This is a genomic window from Streptomyces sp. NPDC107522 (assembly GCF_055657525.1).
Genome location: NZ_JBVKAU010000003.1, coordinates 324,034 through 341,612, shown reverse-complemented (window position 1 = coordinate 341,612; position 17,579 = coordinate 324,034). Strand labels below are relative to the sequence as shown.

Sequence of the window (17,579 nt, the reverse complement as noted above, 5' to 3'; positions counted from 1 at the left end):
AAAGGCGCCCCGCCGGAAAGCCTGCCGAATCCTTACAGCCCTTTGTTCTCAAGGCATTTGACGGATGCGAGGGTGACTGCGCGAAAACCTGCGCACACCGTTGCCGACCGGCGCCCCGGGTAACCCGCGGGAGTGAGTCCCCGAACGGCTGCGCGCGCCGCTTCCCGCACTAGTGAGTCGTGATGATGCGGACCGAGTCCAGCCCGCTCTCGGCCCCCGAGCCCCCCGGCGCCGCGCTCGCACGCCACTGGCTGTCGGTGTTCCCGGCGGTCCACTCCTGCCCGGCGTACGACACCCGCTGGATGTGCAGGTCGGAAGCGTTGGCCACGGCCCAGTGGGCCAGCTGCCACCCACGCTCGGGGACACCGCGTCCGCCGCCGGAACCCTTGTCGGCGGTCACGGGCAGCAGGACGGTGTTCCCGTCGCCCTCGATCACGGAGGGGGTGGGGGTGGCCTGTGCGGAGCCCAGCTCGGCGGCGGTCGACTCCAGCCGCCCGAAGTCCCTGGCGAGCGCCGCCCGTACGGCGTCCGGACCCGCGACCCGCGTGCCCCCGGGACGCCCCTCGCAGGTCAGTGTCGCGGCCGAACGCCCGGTGAGGGCTGCGGCGAGCAGTGTCGCGTCCGGTTCGTGCTTGGCGTACGCCTCCGGAAAGCCGCTGCGCTGGACGCGCTGCGCGGCGACGGTGAGCGGCAGCTCCGTATAGCCGCGGACCTTGACCAGGTGCTCGTAGAAGATGCCGGACGAATAGATCGGGTCCAGGATCTCCTTCTCCGTGCCCCAGCCCTGCGAGGGCCGCTGCTGGAACAGGCCCAGCGAGTCACGGTCACCGTGCCTGATGTTGCGCAGCCCCGACTCCTGCAGGGCGGTGGCGAGCGCGATCGTCACGGCTCGCTCGGGCAGCCCGCGACCGGTGCCGACGGCGGCGATCGTCGCGGCGTTCACCGCCTGCTCCGGCGTGAACTCGTACCGCGCGCCGTCGCTCTTGCCCGAGACGACCGCGCAGCCCGGCGCCCCCGTGCCTCCGGTGACGTACTGCACCGCGAGGTACCCCGCGACGGCGAGCAGGACCATGAAGGCCGCCCCGCGACGCAGGAGGCGGCCACGACGTTTGCAGGAGGGAGACAGCTCTGGCACGTCCTACAAGGTAGCCGAGGTTACTGAGTGGTATGGGGTCCGTGGGAAAAGTGGGCCGACGGCCCCGCGCGTTAGGGTCGGCACCATGGCCGACACCTCTCTTGACCTCACGCTGGACGCCGCGAAGCTCACCGCGCAGCTCGTCGACTTCCCCTCCGTCAGCGGTACGGAACAGCCCCTCGCGGACGCCATCGAGGCCGCGCTGCGCGCCCTGCCGCACCTCACGGTCGACCGGTACGGCAACAACGTCGTGGCGCGGACCGACCTGGGGCGGCCGGAGCGCGTGATCCTCGCCGGCCACATCGACACGGTGCCGATCGCGGACAACGTCCCGTCGCGGCTGGACGAGGACGGCGTCCTGTGGGGCTGCGGCACCTGCGACATGAAGTCGGGCGTCGCGGTCCAGCTGCGCATCGCGGCCACGGTGCCGGCCCCCAACCGCGACCTGACCTTCGTCTTCTACGACAACGAAGAGGTGACCGCGGACCTCAACGGCCTCAAGCACGTCGCCGAGAACCGTCCGGAGTGGCTGGAGGGCGACTTCGCGGTGCTGCTGGAGCCGTCCGACGGCGAGGTGGAGGGCGGCTGCCAGGGCACGCTGCGGATGTTGCTGAAGACGACGGGCGAGCGCGCCCACTCCGCACGCAGCTGGATGGGCTCGAACGCGATCCACGCGGCGGCCCCGATCCTGGCGAAGCTGGCCTCGTACGAACCCCGCTACCCGGTGATCGACGGCCTGGAGTACCGGGAGGGCCTCAATGCGGTCGGCATCTCCGGCGGCGTCGCCGGTAACGTCATCCCCGACGAATGCGTCGTGACCGTCAACTTCCGCTACGCGCCGGACCGTACCGAGGAGGAGGCCGTCGCGCACGTCCGCGAGGTGTTCGCCGACTGCGGCGTCGAGGAGTTCGTGGTGGACGACCACAGCGGCGGCGCGCTGCCGGGCCTGTCCCACCCGGCGGCCGCGGCGTTCATGGCGGCGGTCGGCGGCACCGCGCGCCCCAAGTACGGCTGGACGGACGTCTCCCGCTTCTCGTCCCTGGGCATCCCGGCGGTCAACTACGGCCCCGGCAATCCGCACTTGGCGCACAAGCGGGACGAACGGGTGGAAACCGCGAAGATCCTGGCGGGGGAGGAGCGGCTGAGGGCCTGGCTCACGGCGTAGTGCCGGGGGCACGGCGCCGGGGGCATGGTGCCTGAGGACGGGCGCCGGGACGTCACTCCCCTCCATGGCGGTTCATGGCGGTCATGCTCACGTCCCCCGTCCGTAACCCGGGTGGATCTACGCTGAGGTGGAACGACCTGCAAGTCGCGCAGGCCCCGCAGCGGAGGGAGCGTACATGGCTACCGGCAACCCCGAGGGGAAGAAGCAGCCACCGTCGGAGCAGCGCCTGGGACCGGTCATCCGGAGGCGGAGCCAGGTGACGGCGAGTACGACCGACCAACGGCTGCTGGACGTGGGCGGGCCGTCCGACTGGGTCCACACGGACCCGTGGCGCGTCCTGCGCATCCAGTCGGAGTTCATCGAGGGCTTCGGGACCCTCGCCGAACTCCCGTCCGCGATCAGCGTGTTCGGCTCGGCGCGCACACCGGTCGACTCACCCGAGTACGACGCGGGGGTGCGCCTCGGCCGCGGCCTGGTCGAGGCGGGCTTCGCGGTGATCACGGGCGGTGGCCCCGGTGCCATGGAGGCGGCGAACAAGGGCGCGTGCGAGGCGGGCGGCATCTCGGTCGGCCTCGGCATCGAGCTCCCCTTCGAGCAGGGCCTGAACCCCTACGTCGACATCGGCCTGAACTTCCGGTACTTCTTCGTCCGCAAGATGATGTTCGTCAAGTACGCCCAGGGTTTCGTGGTCCTCCCCGGCGGCCTCGGCACCCTCGACGAACTCTTCGAGGCCCTCACCCTCGTCCAGACCCAGAAGGTCACCCGCTTCCCGATCGTCCTGTTCGGCAGCGAGTACTGGGGCGGGTTGGTCGACTGGCTGAAGAACACGCTGGTGGCCCAGGGCAAGGCATCGGAGAAGGACCTGCTGCTGTTCCACGTCACGGACGACGTGGACGAGGCGGTGGCGCTGGTGTCGAAGGAGGCGGGCCGCTAGCGCGGGCCGCTCGCGCGGGGCGTATGCCGGGGGACGGTGCCTACGGGGCCCGGCACCAGGGGGCTCCGCCCCCTGGACCCCGGGGGCGTCAGCCCACCCGACTCGGTCTCTCAAGAGGCTGAGCTCGAAAGCCCCCTGGGCTCCGCCCCAGACCCCGCCGACACTCCGCCCGCGCCGCGGTGGCTTGCCGCCGACTGCGCGGCCAACGGCCGCAGTGGGCTGGTCGCGCAGTTCCCCGCGCCCCTTCAGGGGCGATGCCGAACCGAGCCCTCTCGACGCCGGTCCGCGTCTGCCAGCCCGTCCGGCGTTTGAGGACGAGGCCCTTTCGGGGCCGACGGGGGTCCAGGGGGCGGAGCCCCCTGGCGGGGTGGAAGGGGCGGAGCCCCTTCAAGGATGGGACGGGTAGGGGCGGCGGGGGCGAGGAAAGTTGCCTGCGCCAGGTGGGCCCGACGGCCTAGGCCAGCCCCCGACGCGCCACCGCCGGAGCCCGATGCCCCGCGATCGACGCCACCATGTCCAGGACCTGCCGCGTCTCCGCCACCTCATGAACCCGGTACACCTGCGCCCCCAACCACGCCGACACCGCAGTCGTCGCCAAGGTCCCCACCACCCGCTCCTTCACCGGCTTGTCCAACGTCTCCCCGACAAAGTCCTTGTTCGACAGCGACACCAACACAGGCCACCCCGTCTCGACCATCTCCCCCAACCGCCGAGTCGCCTCAAGACTGTGCCGCGTGTTCTTACCGAAGTCGTGCCCGGGATCGATCAGAATCGACTCCCGCGGCACCCCCAGCGCCAACGCCCGCTCCGCCAACCCCACGGTCACCCGCAGAATGTCGGCCATGACGTCGTCGTACGTCACCCGATGCGGCCGAGTCCGCGGCTCCGCACCCCCCGCATGCGTACACACCAGCCCCACCCCGTACCGCGCGGCGACCTCCGCCAGCCCCGGATCCACCCCACCCCACGCGTCGTTCAGCAGATCCGCCCCGGCCTCGCACACCGCCGCCCCCACGTCGGCCCGCCAGGTGTCCACGCTGATCACGACATCCGGAAACCGCCGCCGCACCTCGGCCACGAACCCGACCGTCCGCCGTGCCTCCTCCTCGGCGGTCACCTCTTCCCCCGGCCCGGCCTTGACCCCACCGATGTCGATGATCGCCGCCCCCTCGGCCACGGCCTGCTCCACGCGCGCGAGGGCGGGCTCGTCGCGGAACGTCGCCCCTTGGTCGTAGAAGGAGTCCGGGGTCCGGTTCACGATCGCCATGATCACCGGCTCGTGCGCGTCGAACTCACGCCTGCCCAGCCTGAGCATCCCCTGTGACCTCTCCTAGTACGTCCTGGCAAGTCGCCGACCATCGACCGCCTGCGACCCTAACTGTCAGAGTCGCATGGCACGATCGGACACTGACACACTCGACCGCTCGCATTCACCGACCGTGGGGGCCACAGCGATGGTTATGTTCTTGTTCCTGGTCGTCGCGCTCGCCGTCGTGGTCGCCGCGGTGACACTCGCCGTGGTGGGCGGCGGCGAGGGCGACGGCCCGCTGCCCGAGGCCGCGCCCGAGCGCCTGCAGGACCTGCTGCCGCTGGACCGCCCGGTCGACCGCGCCGACATCGAGAGCCTCCGTTTCCCGCTCGCCGCCCGCGGCTACCGCATGGCCGACGTCGACGACGCCCTCAGCCGCCTCGGCGCCGAGCTCGCCGAGCGCGACGCCCGTATCTCCGACCTGGAGTCCGCGCTGGCCGGAGCCCAGGCGTCGGCCGGAGGCCATGTGTCGATGGAGAAGCCCGCCCAGGAGGACCAGCAGTGAGTGACGGTACGGCCCTCGCCGGCCCGGACGGCGCCCTGCGCTGCCCCTGGGCCCTGTCCACCCCGGACTACGTGACTTACCACGACGAGGAGTGGGGCCGCCCGGTCCACGGCGACGACGCGCTCTACGAACGCCTCAGCCTGGAGGCCTTCCAGTCGGGCCTGTCCTGGATCACGATCCTGCGCCGCCGCCCGGGCTTCCGCACCGCCTTCGCCGACTTCAAGATCGCCAAGGTCGCCGCCTTCACCGACACGGACCGCGACCGCCTCCTCGCCGACCCGGGCATCATCCGCAACAGAGCCAAGATCGACGCGACGCTGGCCAACGCGCGCGTACTGGCCGACTGGGCCCCGGGCGAACTGGACGAACTGATCTGGTCCCACGCCCCGGACCCCGGCACCCGTACGGTTCCGAAGACGCTCGCCGACGTCCCCGCGGTCACACCCGAGTCGACGGCCCTGTCCAAGGCCCTGAAGAAGCGGGGCCTGCGCTTCGTGGGCCCGACGACGGCATACGCCCTGATGCAGGCGTGCGGCTTGGTCGACGACCACTTGGAGACGTGCGTGGCGAGAAGCGCCCCGTAAGGGGCGCGGGGCGGTATCGATATGCGGCTCCGCCGCCGGGGCGCGATCAACCACATCGAACCCGCAGCCCCCGACGGCGCTACCGCCCCGAGCTCACCGACCCAAGTACTTCGGCTTTTCCTTGTTCACGAAGGCCTGCACCGCAATCGCATGGTCCTCGGACGACCCCGCCCGCGTCTGCAGCTCATCCTCCTTCTCCAACGTCTCCTCCAAGGAGTGCGACAGCCCGAACGCCACCGCCTCCTTGATCGCCCCATACGCCACCGTCGGCCCCTCGGCCAGCGCCCGAGCCACCTTCTCGGCCTCGCCGCGCAGCGCATCCGCCGGCACCAGCCGGTTCGCGATCCCGAGCTCGTAGGCCTCCTGCGCCTTGATGTTCCTGGGGAAAAGCAGCAGGTCGGCGGCGCGCCCGGCGCCGATGACCCGCGGCAGGGTCCAGGAGATCCCCGAGTCGGCCGTCAGAGCCACGCCCGCGAACGACGTATTGAAGGCAGCCGTATCCGCCACCACCCGATAGTCCGCAGCCAGCGCGAACCCGAAGCCCGCCCCCGCCGCGACCCCGTTCACCCCGGCCACCACCGGCTTCGGCATGGACGTGAGCGCCTGCACGATCGGGTTGTAATGCTCCCGCACCGTGCTCATCGTCTGCCTCGACCCGGTCTCCCGGTCCGTGATCAGCAGCCCGATGTGCTCCTTCAGGTCCTGCCCCACACAGAACGCCCGCTCCCCGGCCGCCGTCAGCAGCACGGCCCGTACGGCGTCGTCGCCCGCCGCGGCCCGGACCGCTTCCCGCAGGGCGACCTTGGCCTCGATGTTCAGCGCGTTCATCGCCTCGGGACGGTTCAGCGTGATCGTCGCGAGCCCGTCGCTCACCTCGTAGAGCACGGTGTCGGCCATGGCGTATCCCCTCCGGTGTCGCGGCTCGGGCGTACTCGTCGGTACGCACCTGTCTGAAGGACAGCATGGCGGAGATCACCGGCAACCGGTCATGTGACCTGCGTCAAAGAAGGCGTGTCCGATTCTGTTCGGCCGGATCGTGTGCGGTCGCGCAGTATCGCAGTCACATCGCCGAATTGAGTGGTTTTGCTCGCGCGCGTTGCCCAAGCGATGCCGACTGATGTTGGTCATCGGGTCCTGAGATGCGGGATAATGGCTTGGAAGCAATGTGTTCGATGCCGGTGTCGCGTGTCTCATGCCAGATACGCGTGCCCTCCATGGGGCCGTCGGCTTTGACTATGAGCTGGTTTCAGGAAGGGGAACGAGCATGGCGGCCATGAAGCCGCGGACGGGCGATGGCCCGCTCGAGGTGACCAAGGAGGGGCGGGGCATCGTCATGCGCGTTCCGCTCGAAGGCGGCGGTCGGCTCGTCGTCGAGCTGACCCCTGACGAGGCCGACGCACTGGGCGACGCCCTCAAGAAGGTCGTCGGCTGACGCGGACAGCGACCCTACCCTTTCGGCGACCCCGGCATCGCACGGTGCCGGGGTCGCTGCTTTCCCGGTACGTCCGCGGTCAGAGGGTTCAGAGGGTCAGGCGGTCAGCGCTTCACGGCGCACAGCAGCCCGTCCCCCACCGGCAGCAGTGACGGCACCAGCTCCTGGCTCTCGCGCACCGCGCGCAGCAGCTCCCGGATGCGTATGACCTCCGTGGGCTGCGGGCCCGAGTCCACCGTCCGGCCGTTGGCGAAGACGCCCTCGAAGACGACCAGGCCACCCGGACGCAGCAGGCGCAACGATTCAGCGAGATAGTCGAGAAACTCCAGCCGGTCGCCGTCACAGAAGACGAGGTCGTAGCCGGCGTCCGCGAGGCGGGGCAGGACGTCCAGGGCGCGGCCCGGGATGAAGCGGGCGCGGTTGCTGGCGAAGCCGGAGGCGCGGAAGGCCTGGCGGGCGAACTGCTGGTGCTCCGGTTCGGGGTCCACGGTCGTCAGGACGCCGTCGGGGCGCATGCCGTGCAGGAGGTGGATACCGGAGACGCCGGTGCCGGTGCCGATCTCGGCCACCGCCTTCGCGTCCACCGAGGCGGCCAGCAGTCGCAGCGCGGCGCCCGTGCCGGGCGACACCGAGCGCAGCCCCGCCTCACGGGCCCGGTCCCGGGCCCAGCGCAGGACGTCGTCCTCGGCGACGTAGGCGTCGGCGAACGCCCAGCTCGTCTGCCGGTTGCCGGTAATGGCCCTCTCCTTGCCCCGTGGTTGCCTGGGCGTGACTGTATCCGTTGCGGCCGGGAACCCGCAGATGGGACCGCGCGTTTAGAGGGGTGGGAAGACGAGCGGGGGGACACAGTTGGATCACGATGACGAGCGACACCGCGAGCAAGTGCTGACGCAGGCCCACCAGCCGTATCAGCCCAGATCAAATTCTCGTAAAACCGCTTATCCGGAGCTAACGGGCGAGGTGGCTATGGTAGGGGCTCCACTGGACACCACCAGAGCCGACAGGGGAGGTGCGGCTGCGCCTGTGGATCGGGGAGGAGTGCTGCGGCGCTTTCTCGGATCGGCGGGCAGGCCGAAATCCGTGAACGACACCGCTGACCACAGCCACGCCGGCGACTACGCCCAGACCGCGACCTTCTCCACCGACGCGGACGGGCAGGCGTGGACTCCGCCCACCTGGGAGGAGATCGTCAGCACGCACAGCGGCCGCGTCTACCGGCTGGCGTACCGCCTCACCGGTAACCAGCACGACGCCGAGGACCTCACGCAGGAGGTCTTCGTCCGAGTGTTCCGCTCCCTGTCGACCTACACGCCGGGCACCTTCGAGGGCTGGCTGCACCGCATCACCACGAACCTCTTCCTGGACATGGTCCGCCGCAAGCAGCGCATCCGCTTCGACGCGCTGGGCGAGGACGCGGCCGAGCGGCTGCCCAGCAAGGAACCCACCCCGCAGCAGGTCTTCAACGACGCGCACTTCGACGCGGACGTCCAGCAGGCTCTGGACACCCTCGCGCCCGAGTTCCGCGCCGCGGTCGTCCTGTGCGACATCGAAGGACTGTCGTACGAGGAGATCGCCGCGACCCTGGGCGTCAAGCTCGGCACGGTCCGGTCCCGTATCCACCGTGGCCGCTCGCAGCTGCGCAAGGCCCTCGCCCACCGCTCGCCGGAGGCGCGCGCCGAGCGCCGCTCCTTCGTGCCGCGTGTGGCCGCTCTGGGGGGAGGGGGCGCGACCGCGTGAGTGGCTCCCGACCCGACCCCGCCGAACGGCTCCTGGCAGAGCAGCATCTGGGAGACCGACTCTCCGCCCTTGTCGACGGAGAGCTCGGTCATGAGACGCGCGAGCGTGTCCTGGCCCACCTGGCGACGTGCGCCAAGTGCAAGGCCGAGGTCGACGCCCAGCGCCGGCTGAAGAACGTCTTCGCGGAGGCGGCCCCGCCGCCTCCCTCCGAGAGTTTCCTGGCCCGCCTTCAGGGCCTCCCCGGGGGAGGTGACCTGGACAGCGGTGGCTCGCCGCTGGGCGGGGGAGGATTCGGGGGACTGTCCGGGCGGCCGGGCGCCACCGGGGCGTTCGGAATGAAGCGGGGCGACCGCTTCGAGTTCGGATACGTCCCGTCGCGTGCGCATGCTCCTGCGCTCCCCGCCTCGGACCGCGGTTTCCGCACCCACCCCGTGGGCCGTCAGGACGCCGACCGCTCCGGGTCCTCCCGTATGCGTTTCGTGTTGGTCGCAGCGGGGGCGGTGTCACTCGCGGCCATCTCACTGGGCGGCGTCACGACGAGTGCGCCGACCGACGCCGAGGCGCGCGGCGGCTCGGGCGGCAGCAATGTGACACCGGCGCGCTCGCAGGGCACCGGCTCCACGACGGCACCCGAGAACCAGCGCCGCCGCGCGGTCGGCCCGCTGCTCGCCCAGGGGCAGGGGCAGCGGACGCCGGCCACCCCGGCGGCCCCGACCGAGGTGTCGGCCCCCCTCCTGCCCGGGGTGCCGACGCAGCCCGCCGACCAGGAGATGCACACCCTGACGGCGCCCATGGTGGCCGGCGCGGCCGCCATGTCGCCGCTGATACGCCCGCTCAGCGCGACCCCGCCGCTCACCCTCACCTCGTGGTCCACGGCCCCCGAGATCACGGCGACCCCCGACCTGCTCGCCGCACCCGTCCCCGACGCGACGTCATCTCCTTCCGTCTCGCCCGCCACCGGCCACTGACCCGGCCTCTGCGCAGCGGCCCACGAACCTGATTGAATCCGGGGTGGGCCGCGCCCCGCCGACAGCCGGGCGCGGAGTCGATCAACTGCGGCCGCCGTGGACGCCGCGTGCCGGGTGGGGGAGGTAGCACGAGGGCGCCGGTTTCCTGAGGGAACGTGAGCGCGACAGCGCAGAGTTGAGTAGGCGTTCGGGCGCCGGGGCGTTCCCGGTGACGGCCTGCCGGGGAACCAGGGTTGGGAAGCCGGTAGACCGGGCCCTCTCCGCGGGCTGCGGGATCGGCCGCACGACGGTCCATCGGCCGCGGCTGCCCGGCCGCGCTCCGGCCGTGTCCCTTCGGATGCGGCGGGGAGAGCGAAGCGTCCTACTCGAGCAACGGTCAGCAGCGAGTAGGAAGCAGAGCATGAACGAGGGGAAGCCCGCGAAGGCGAAGTGGTGGAACCGACCTCGGCCGCAGGAGCCCTCGGCCCGGGCGGAGGGCACCGAACCGACACCGGACGAGACGAGCGAGCCGACGGCGCCGGGCGCAGCGGCCGCGGCCGGGCCCACGGCACCGGGAGCCACCGGTGGGCCGGGCCTCGGTGGCGACACGGACGGCGACTTCGAGTTGGCGCGTCCGGCTGTGCGCGTGGGCGACGGCATGGCTTCGGCTGAGGGTGACACCGAGGGGGACTTCGAGCTGCGGCGGCCTGGTGTGGGCGGCGGCGGTGGTGCCGGGGCTTCGGACGAGAGCGACTTCGAGCTGCGGCGGCCTGGCGCCGACGGCGGTAGTGATGTCGGCGCTTCGGCTGAGGGCGACTTCGAGCTGCGGCGGCCTGGTGTGGGCGGCAGCGGTGGAGACCAGGCTTCGGCTGAGGGCGGCTACGAGCTGCGGCGGCCTGCTGTGAGCGGCGGCGTTGGAGACGAGGCGTCCGCCGAGGGCGACTTCGAGCTGGCACGTCCGGGCGCGGCGCCTGCGGCCGTCCCGTCGGCGGGTGATGTCGACGCGGCCGTGAGTGCTGGCGACGACGGAGGTGCCGTCGTCGTGGAGCGGGCTGAGGCCGGCGGTGCGGTGGGCGGGGACTCCGCCGACGGTGCTGCCGGTGCTGGGGCGGGGGCTGCCGATCAGGGGGCCGCGGTTTCGGCGGAGGCTGCCGATCGTGCGGGCACGGTCCCCGCAGAGGCTGCCGACGGTGCCGCCCCCGCCCCCGCAGCGCCCCCCGTCGAACGCCCCAAGCCCCTGCACGACCCCGACCCCTACAGCACCCCGCCCTACGGTGAGCCCGGACCCTGGGCGCCCGCTCCGCCGGTCCAGCACCCGGCGACCACGCCCGCGCACGGAACGGCCGTACCGATGCCACCACCCGCGCACGGCATGCCCGCACCCACGCCCGGCCTCCGCGCCCCGACGCCCGGCGCGCCGGCCGCAGCACCCGGCACGCCCGTGCCGTCGGCAGCCTCGGCCCCGACAGCCGGCGTACCCGCTCCAGTGCCGGCTCCGGCGACCGGCGCTCCTGTCCCGGCGCCTCCCGGCACCCCCGCCCAGTCGCCGCCCCCCGGCATCCCCGCCCAGGCGCCACCCTCGACAGCCAACACCCTTGCCCAGCCCACCCCCACCCACGGCACCCCGAGCCACAGCGCCCCGACCCACGGCACCCCGACCCACGGCACCCCGACCCACAGCACCTCCGCCCAAGCCGTACCCCTCCAAGTCACACCCGCCCCAGCCACCCCCGCCTACGCAGACACCCCACCCCTCACCAACCCCTGGCAGAACTACGACCCCTGGGCCTCCACAACCCACTCCACCCCCCACCCCACCGCCCCCCTCCAGCAGAACGGCGCCGCGGTTCGCACCGAGCAGCAGCGGCGCAAGCGGGCCAAGAAGGTGCTGATCGTCGGTGTTCTGCTGATCGCGCTCGTCTCCGGTGGCGTCGGTGGCGTCGTGGGGGCGTATCTGGAGCGCAACGGCGGTGTGGGGGACGTGGAGCTGCCGCAGGCCGGCGCCGAGCCCGCCGGGCGGGCGCCGGACAGCGTCGCCGGGATCGCCGCCCGTGCCCTGCCCAGCGTCGTGACGCTGCATGTGAGCGGGAGCGCGGAGCAGGGCACCGGGACGGGGTTCGTGCTCGACGACCGCGGCCACATCCTCACCAACAACCACGTCGTCGAACCCGCGGGCGACGACGGCGAGATATCGGTGACCTTCCACAGCGGTGACACCGCCAAGGCCACCGTCGTCGGACGCGACAGTGGCTACGACCTCGCCGTGGTCAAGGTCACCGGCGTCAGCGGCCTGAAGCCCCTGCCGCTCGGCAACTCCGACAACGTCCAGGTCGGCGACCCCGTCATAGCGATCGGCGCCCCGTTCGACCTGGAGGGCACCGTCACCTCCGGCATCATCAGCGCCAAGGAGCGGCCCATCACGGCCGGCGGCGAGAGCGGCGACGGGAGTGATGTGTCGTATGTGGATGCCCTGCAGACCGACGCGCCCATCAACCCGGGCAACTCCGGCGGCCCCCTCCTCGACGCCCGCGCCCGGGTCATCGGCATCAACTCGGCGATACGGTCGGCCGACAGCGGCTCGGACCTCGACAGCGGCCAGGCCGGCTCCATCGGCCTCGGCTTCGCCATCCCGGTCAACCAGGCCAAGCGGGTCGCCGAGGAGCTGATCAACACGGGAAAGGCGACCCACCCGGTCATCGGCGTCACACTCGACATGGACTACAGCGGCGACGGCGCCCGCGTCGGCACCAAGGGCAGCGACGGCGGCCCCGCGGTCACGCGGAACGGCCCCGGCGACAAGGCCGGCATCAAGCCGGGCGACGTCATCACCGAGGTCGACGGCCAGCGCGTCCACTCCGGCGAGGAACTCATCGTCAAGACCCGCGCCCACCGGCCCGGCGACCGTCTGGAGCTGACCCTGGAGCGCGGCGGCAAGGAGCTCACCATCTCGCTGACGCTCGGTTCGTCCAGCGGCGGCTGAGACTCACACGTACCTCACAGCCCAGCCCGCGTCACCGCCCCACAAGGGCTCTGACAAGGCAAACAACCCACAAAACCGCACGCATACGCGCACTCGGAGGCTCGGGACAGTACCGGTCGTACGGGATCGGAAGGTACCTTGGATCCGGCCCGGACCACGGCAAGACCCGCACAGACCATCGAGGGCCGAGGACCGAGGACATCGCAAGGAGCTTCAGGTGTTCAATGACATAGGACCGCTCGAGCTGGTGACGCTCGTCGTCCTTGCCGTGCTCATCTTCGGTCCGGACAAGCTCCCGAAGATGATCCAGGACGTCACACGGACGATCCGCAAGATCCGCGAGTTCTCGGAGAGCGCCAAGCAGGACATCCGGCAGGAACTCGGCCCGGAGTTCAAGGACTTCGAGTTCGAGGACCTCAACCCCAAGACGTTCATCCGCAAGCAGCTGGACAACGACGACCTGGGGCTCAAGGAGATCCGCAACGGCTTCGACCTGAAGAAGGAGATGGCCGAGGTCACCGACGCCGTCCACGGCCGTGACTCGGAGTCGTCGGCCTCCTCCTCGTCCTCCGCCGCGGGTTCCTCCGGCGGCAGCGTCGACATGACGAAGAAGCCCGAGAAAGCCCGCGACGAGCGTCCACCCTACGACGCCGACGCCACCTGAGCCGTACGAACACGGGAGCGAACACCGTTCATACGTGACGCTTCTCATACTCCGCCCGGGTCGCACGCGGCCTGAACCCGCCCCCTGCGCGCCCCACGCGCCGGGCGCTTTCCCTGCAGCTTTGTGCGGTGTGGTTATGCTGCCGAGTTGTTGTGCGGACCGGACGAGTACGCCCGAAGGGGGGCGGGCCGGGCTGGTCCGGCGAGAGCGAGGAGGCGTCCGGGCACATGGAGACGACGAGTCAGACGACGAGTCGGGCAGTCGCGCAGGCACCGGCCGCGGAGAGCGGACAGCACGTCCCCTCCGCCCGGCGCACGGTCGACGGCTACCTGCTGGCGCCCTTCCCGTGGTACGGCCTCGACGAGGCCTTCACGGGGCCGCGCTGGCTGATGCAGGTCGGCACGGCGGCCGACGGGGCCGTGGAACACGGGTCGATCGGGCACGGTGACGAGCCCTCCGTACGGAACGAGGCGTCGGAGGACCGGGAGAAGTTCGCGGTCGTGGTGACCGTCGCGGCGAATCCGTCCCGGAGGAGTGCCGACGGTACGGGGCTGCTGGAGGCCACGTCGGTGTCCTCGGCGGCGTGGCTGGCGGGGGTGGGGCTGCTGTCGTTCACGTGGCCCGGGCAGATGGACCACTCGCTGCGCGACGACTGGCTGGAGCAGCAGACGGAGACGGCGTGGGCTTTGGCCGACGATCTGGACGGGCCTGACTGGTCGACGCTGTCCCTTCCGGTGGACGGCGTGCCGACGCCCTTCCATTACCGGGAGTCCGAGTTCGGGTGGGTGCTGGCCGGCTCGACTCAGGAAGGGGTGCATGTGGGGGCGTACGGCAGAGGCATGAGCGCGTACGGGCTCGGCTTCGCCATGATCAAGGACATCTCGGCATACGCCTAGGCATCGCCCAGCACCAGGACAGGGCTACGACGATGGGGGCGCCGTCACACCGGACGGCGCCCCCATCGTCGTACAGGGATCAGAACTTGTTGCGCGGCGTGATACCCAGCGACATGCCCGACAGGCCCCGCTGGCGCCCGCCCAGCTTCCCCGCGATCGCTCGGAGCGCGGACCCCGCCGGGGAGTCCGGGTCCGTCAGGACCACCGGCTTGCCCTCGTCGCCGCCCTCGCGGAGGCGGACGTCGATGGGGATGTTGCCGAGGACCGGGACGTTCGTGCCGGTCGTGCGGGTGAGGCCGTCGGCGACCACCTGGCCGCCGCCCGTGCCGAAGACGTCGACCATCTCGCCGCAGTGCGGGCAGGGCAGGCCGGACATGTTCTCGACCACGCCGACGATCTTCTGGTGGGTCTGGACGGCGATGGAGCCCGCGCGCTCGGCGACCTCGGCCGCCGCCTGCTGCGGGGTCGTGACGACCAGGATCTCGGCGTTCGGGACCAGCTGGGCCACCGAGATGGCGATGTCACCCGTGCCCGGGGGCAGGTCCAGGAGCAGGACGTCCAGGTCGCCCCAGTAGACGTCCGCCAGGAACTGCTGGAGCGCCCGGTGGAGCATCGGGCCACGCCACACCACCGGCGCGTTGCCCGGCGTGAACATGCCGATGGAGATGACCTTCACGCCGTTCGCGGAGGGCGGCATGATCATGTTCTCGACCTGGGTCGGCCGGCCGTCCGCGCCCAGCATGCGCGGCACACTGTGGCCGTAGATGTCGGCGTCGACGACGCCCACCTTGAGGCCGTCGGCCGCCATCGCCGCCGCCAGGTTGACCGTGACGGAGGACTTGCCGACGCCGCCCTTGCCGGACGCGACCGCGTACACGCGGGTGAGCGAGCCGGGCTTGGCGAAGGGGACCTCGCGCTCGGCCTGGCCGCCGCGCAGGGCGTTGGCCAGCTCCTTGCGCTGCTCGTCGCTCATGACGTCGAGCGTGACGTCGACGCGGGTGACGCCGTCGACCCGGGAGACCGCGTCCGTCACTCGCTGCGTGATCGTCTCGCGCATCGGGCAGCCGGAGACCGTCAGGTACACGGTGACCGCGACCGCTCCGTCCGCCCCGATGTCGACCGACTTGACCATCCCGAGTTCGGTGATGGGGCGGTTGATCTCGGGGTCGTTCACCGTCGCCAGTGCTTCGCGCACCGCGTCTTCCGTAGCCATAAGGACGATGGTACGGCCCAGTAGCCTCGCCCCGGAAAGGCTGTCAGCGGTCGTCTGCGTCACGTCCCCGCGACCGTTCTGCCGGGAATACCCCGTGCTCGGGGTGGCCGTTCCCGCGGTGGCCGTCCTGCCGCTCCTCCAGCTCCTTCATCAGGTCCTGCAGCTCCGAGCGCATCCAGTCGCGGGTGGCGACCTCCCCGAGCCCGATGCGCAGGGCGGCGATCTCGCGGGTCAGGTACTCGGTGTCGGCGATGGACCGCTCGTTCTGCTTGCGGTCCTGTTCGAGGTTGACCCGGTCCCGGTCGTCCTGCCGGTTCTGCGCGAGCAGGATCAGCGGGGCGGCGTACGAGGCCTGCAGGGACAGGACCAGGGTCAGGAAGATGAACGGGTACTCGTCCCAGCGCAGGTCGGTCGGGGCCGCGATGTTCCACAGCACCCACACGACGATCACGACCGTCATCCAGACGAGGAACCGCCCGGTCCCGATGAAGCGGGCGATGCGCTCCGACAGCCGTCCGAAGGCCTCCGGGTCCCACTCCGGCAGGATCCGCCGCCGCGGCGGCCGGGGTTGGTCGAGGCGCGCGCGGGGCGCCCGGGTGGCCGCGGTGGCTCCCGACACCACGCGCTCACGCGTGCCCTCGCGCTCAGGAGCCATGGGTGGCCACCCCCTCGGCACCCTTGTCCTCGTCCAGGTGGAACTCCGTCTCCCGCCAGTCGTCGGGCAGCATGTGGTCCAGTACGTCGTCCACGGTCACCACGCCCAGCAGCGACCCGGACTCGTCGACGACGGGCGCCGCGACCATGTCGTACGTCGCGAAGAACCCGGCGACGACCGGCAGCGCGGCGTCCGGCTCCAGGGCCTCCAGTGCCTCGTCGACGAGCGAGCTGACCAGGGTGTACGGCGGGTCGCGCAGCAGGCGCTGGAAGTGGACCGTGCCGAGGTACTTGCCGGTGGGCGTCTCGTCGGGCGGCCGGCAGACGTAGACCTGGGCGGCGAGGGCGGGGGAGAGGTCCGGGTTGCGGACCCGGGCCAGCGCGTCGGCGACGGTCGCGTCCGGCCGCAGCACGATCGGCTCGGTCGTCATCAGACCGCCCGCCGTGTGCTCCTCGTACGCCATCAGGCGCCGCATGTCGGCCGCGTCGCCGGGCTGCATCAGGCTCAGCAGCCGCTCCTGCTCCTCCGTGGGCAGCTCGCCGAGCAGGTCGGCCGCGTCGTCCGGGTCCATGGCCTCCAGGACGTCTGCGGCGCGCTCCTCCTTCAGCTTGCCGAGGATCTCGATCTGGTCGTCCTCGGGGAGCTCTTCGAGTACGTCGGCGAGGCGGTCGTCGTCGAGGGCCGCGGCGACCTCGGCGCGGCGCTTGGGGGAGAGGTGGTGCAGGACGTTGGCGAGGTCGGCGGGGCGCAGCTGCTCGAAGGTCGCGAGGAGGTTCTCGGCGCCCTGTCCCTGCTCCTCCGCGGAGAAGCCGGTGACGGCGGACCACTCGACGGTCAGCGACTCGCCCTTGGCACGCCGGAAGGCCCCGCCCTTGCCGCCCTTGCGTACGAACACCTTGTCGATCTCCCAGTCCCGGCGGGCCGGGAGCTGCTGCACCGACAGGTCGAGGACCGTGACGTCCTCGCCGGTCTCGACGAGCCTGACGCGCCGGTCGAGGAGCTCGCCGAAGACGAGGCGCTCGGTGGGGCGCTGCTCGAAGCGGCGGACGTTGAGCACGCCGGTGGTGATGACCTGGCCGGACTCGATGCTGGTCACCCGGGTCATGGGCAGGAAGATGCGGCGCCGGGTGGAGAGTTCGACGACGAGGCCGAGCAGCCGCGGGGGGCGTCGGCCGACGCGCAGCATGACGACCAGATCTCTGACGCGGCCCACCTGGTCGCCGTTCGGGTCGAAGGCGGCGACACCGGCGAGGTGCGAGACGAAGATCCGGGGAGCGCCGGCTGCCATGGCTGAGGCTCCTTTGCGTGCGGGATGTGCCGTGTTTCTGGTGCGGTTCCGCGGACGGTGCCGCATTTGTCGAATTGCCCGCTCGGGTGGGCTTCAGGCTAGCCCGTCCTGATCCGATACGCCCTGGTGGGCGGT

General features: G+C 71.4%; 17 protein-coding genes. 10 read left to right on the top strand and 7 right to left on the bottom strand.

Annotation, left to right across the window (positions count from 1 at the left end):
- Positions 1-169: 169 nt before the first annotated feature.
- Positions 170-1,135, bottom strand: a complete 966-nt coding sequence (locus tag ACZ7L6_RS11565) for a heavy metal transporter (protein ID WP_471922386.1) — start codon at positions 1,133-1,135, stop codon at positions 170-172.
- Between the two features lie 85 nt (positions 1,136-1,220).
- Here ACZ7L6_RS11565 and dapE point away from each other — a divergent pair, with 85 nt between their 5' ends.
- Both dapE and ACZ7L6_RS11555 read left to right on the top strand, forming a co-directional pair.
- Positions 1,221-2,300 carry a succinyl-diaminopimelate desuccinylase gene (gene dapE / locus ACZ7L6_RS11560; RefSeq protein ID WP_471922384.1) on the top strand — a complete coding sequence of 360 codons (1,080 nt, stop codon included), beginning with the start codon at positions 1,221-1,223 and terminating at the stop codon, positions 2,298-2,300.
- Positions 2,301-2,475: 175 nt separating this feature from the next.
- On the top strand, positions 2,476-3,234 hold the full coding sequence (locus ACZ7L6_RS11555; RefSeq protein WP_471922383.1) for an LOG family protein: 759 nt from the start codon (positions 2,476-2,478) through the stop codon (positions 3,232-3,234).
- Between the two features lie 454 nt (positions 3,235-3,688).
- On the opposite strand, the gene folP is transcribed toward ACZ7L6_RS11555, so the two are convergent.
- Positions 3,689-4,549: a dihydropteroate synthase gene (gene folP / locus ACZ7L6_RS11550; protein WP_471922382.1), complete on the bottom strand. Its 861-nt coding sequence runs from the start codon at positions 4,547-4,549 to the stop codon at positions 3,689-3,691.
- Positions 4,550-4,694: 145 nt separating this feature from the next.
- Here folP and ACZ7L6_RS11545 point away from each other — a divergent pair, with 145 nt between their 5' ends.
- On the top strand, positions 4,695-5,048 hold the full coding sequence (locus tag ACZ7L6_RS11545; protein WP_471923371.1) for a DivIVA domain-containing protein: 354 nt from the start codon (positions 4,695-4,697) through the stop codon (positions 5,046-5,048).
- Entirely contained in the window at positions 5,045-5,632 is a 588-nt protein-coding gene (locus tag ACZ7L6_RS11540; RefSeq protein WP_471922380.1) for a DNA-3-methyladenine glycosylase I, read from the top strand. The genes ACZ7L6_RS11545 and ACZ7L6_RS11540 overlap by 4 nt, the downstream gene beginning before the upstream one ends.
- A 93-nt stretch (positions 5,633-5,725) precedes the next feature.
- Here the strand turns inward: ACZ7L6_RS11540 and chcB are convergent, their stop codons facing one another.
- Complete coding sequence (gene chcB / locus ACZ7L6_RS11535) at positions 5,726-6,529, bottom strand: 2-cyclohexenylcarbonyl CoA isomerase (protein WP_471922379.1); 804 nt, start codon at positions 6,527-6,529, stop codon at positions 5,726-5,728.
- Between the two features lie 367 nt (positions 6,530-6,896).
- On the opposite strand from chcB, the gene ACZ7L6_RS11530 reads away from it, so the two are divergent.
- Positions 6,897-7,064 (top strand): DUF3117 domain-containing protein, encoded by a 168-nt coding sequence (locus ACZ7L6_RS11530; RefSeq protein ID WP_003966491.1) that lies wholly within the window; start codon positions 6,897-6,899, stop codon positions 7,062-7,064.
- 104 nt (positions 7,065-7,168) lie between these two features.
- On the opposite strand, the gene ACZ7L6_RS11525 is transcribed toward ACZ7L6_RS11530, so the two are convergent.
- Positions 7,169-7,867 carry an O-methyltransferase gene (locus ACZ7L6_RS11525; protein WP_471923369.1) on the bottom strand — a complete coding sequence of 233 codons (699 nt, stop codon included), beginning with the start codon at positions 7,865-7,867 and terminating at the stop codon, positions 7,169-7,171.
- A gap of 235 nt (positions 7,868-8,102) precedes the next feature.
- On the opposite strand from ACZ7L6_RS11525, the gene sigE reads away from it, so the two are divergent.
- The 5 genes from sigE (at position 8,103) to ACZ7L6_RS11500 (ending at position 14,288) form a co-directional block, all read left to right on the top strand.
- Positions 8,103-8,801, top strand: coding sequence for an RNA polymerase sigma factor SigE (gene sigE / locus ACZ7L6_RS11520; protein WP_037642843.1), 699 nt, complete (start codon positions 8,103-8,105; stop codon positions 8,799-8,801).
- Positions 8,798-9,769, top strand: coding sequence for an anti-sigma factor family protein (locus ACZ7L6_RS11515; protein ID WP_471922377.1), 972 nt, complete (start codon positions 8,798-8,800; stop codon positions 9,767-9,769). The genes sigE and ACZ7L6_RS11515 overlap by 4 nt, the downstream gene beginning before the upstream one ends.
- Before the next feature lie 1,216 nt (positions 9,770-10,985).
- Complete coding sequence (locus tag ACZ7L6_RS11510; protein WP_471923367.1) at positions 10,986-12,728, top strand: S1C family serine protease; 1,743 nt, start codon at positions 10,986-10,988, stop codon at positions 12,726-12,728.
- A gap of 217 nt (positions 12,729-12,945) precedes the next feature.
- Entirely contained in the window at positions 12,946-13,392 is a 447-nt protein-coding gene (locus ACZ7L6_RS11505; protein WP_471922375.1) for a sec-independent translocase, read from the top strand.
- 227 nt (positions 13,393-13,619) lie between these two features.
- Positions 13,620-14,288 (top strand): hypothetical protein, encoded by a 669-nt coding sequence (locus ACZ7L6_RS11500; RefSeq protein ID WP_471922373.1) that lies wholly within the window; start codon positions 13,620-13,622, stop codon positions 14,286-14,288.
- Between the two features lie 79 nt (positions 14,289-14,367).
- Here the strand turns inward: ACZ7L6_RS11500 and ACZ7L6_RS11495 are convergent, their stop codons facing one another.
- The 3 genes from ACZ7L6_RS11495 to ACZ7L6_RS11485 are packed head-to-tail and all read right to left on the bottom strand — an operon-like array spanning position 14,368 to position 17,444.
- The gene (locus ACZ7L6_RS11495; protein ID WP_471922371.1) at positions 14,368-15,501 is read right to left on the bottom strand and encodes an Mrp/NBP35 family ATP-binding protein; all 1,134 of its coding nucleotides are present in this window, start codon (positions 15,499-15,501) and stop codon (positions 14,368-14,370) included.
- Between the two features lie 43 nt (positions 15,502-15,544).
- Positions 15,545-16,156: a DUF1003 domain-containing protein gene (locus tag ACZ7L6_RS11490; RefSeq protein WP_471922369.1), complete on the bottom strand. Its 612-nt coding sequence runs from the start codon at positions 16,154-16,156 to the stop codon at positions 15,545-15,547.
- On the bottom strand, positions 16,146-17,444 hold the full coding sequence (locus ACZ7L6_RS11485; RefSeq protein ID WP_471922367.1) for a magnesium transporter MgtE N-terminal domain-containing protein: 1,299 nt from the start codon (positions 17,442-17,444) through the stop codon (positions 16,146-16,148). Before ACZ7L6_RS11485 ends, ACZ7L6_RS11490 begins: the two co-directional genes overlap by 11 nt.
- Positions 17,445-17,579: the final 135 nt, after the last annotated feature.

Bases quoted from the DNA above. Each gene is read 5' to 3' on its own strand.
- dapE (WP_471922384.1), top strand. From the start codon at position 1,221: ATGGCCGACACCTCTCTTGACCTCACGCTGGACGCCGCGAAGCTCACC.
- ACZ7L6_RS11555 (WP_471922383.1), top strand. From the start codon at position 2,476: ATGGCTACCGGCAACCCCGAGGGGAAGAAGCAGCCACCGTCGGAGCAG.
- folP (WP_471922382.1), bottom strand. From the start codon at position 4,549: ATGCTCAGGCTGGGCAGGCGTGAGTTCGACGCGCACGAGCCGGTGATC.
- ACZ7L6_RS11545 (WP_471923371.1), top strand. From the start codon at position 4,695: ATGTTCTTGTTCCTGGTCGTCGCGCTCGCCGTCGTGGTCGCCGCGGTG.
- chcB (WP_471922379.1), bottom strand. From the start codon at position 6,529: ATGGCCGACACCGTGCTCTACGAGGTGAGCGACGGGCTCGCGACGATC.
- ACZ7L6_RS11530 (WP_003966491.1), top strand. From the start codon at position 6,897: ATGGCGGCCATGAAGCCGCGGACGGGCGATGGCCCGCTCGAGGTGACC.
- ACZ7L6_RS11500 (WP_471922373.1), top strand. From the start codon at position 13,620: ATGGAGACGACGAGTCAGACGACGAGTCGGGCAGTCGCGCAGGCACCG.
- ACZ7L6_RS11495 (WP_471922371.1), bottom strand. From the start codon at position 15,501: ATGGCTACGGAAGACGCGGTGCGCGAAGCACTGGCGACGGTGAACGAC.
- ACZ7L6_RS11490 (WP_471922369.1), bottom strand. From the start codon at position 16,156: ATGGCTCCTGAGCGCGAGGGCACGCGTGAGCGCGTGGTGTCGGGAGCC.
- ACZ7L6_RS11485 (WP_471922367.1), bottom strand. From the start codon at position 17,444: ATGGCAGCCGGCGCTCCCCGGATCTTCGTCTCGCACCTCGCCGGTGTC.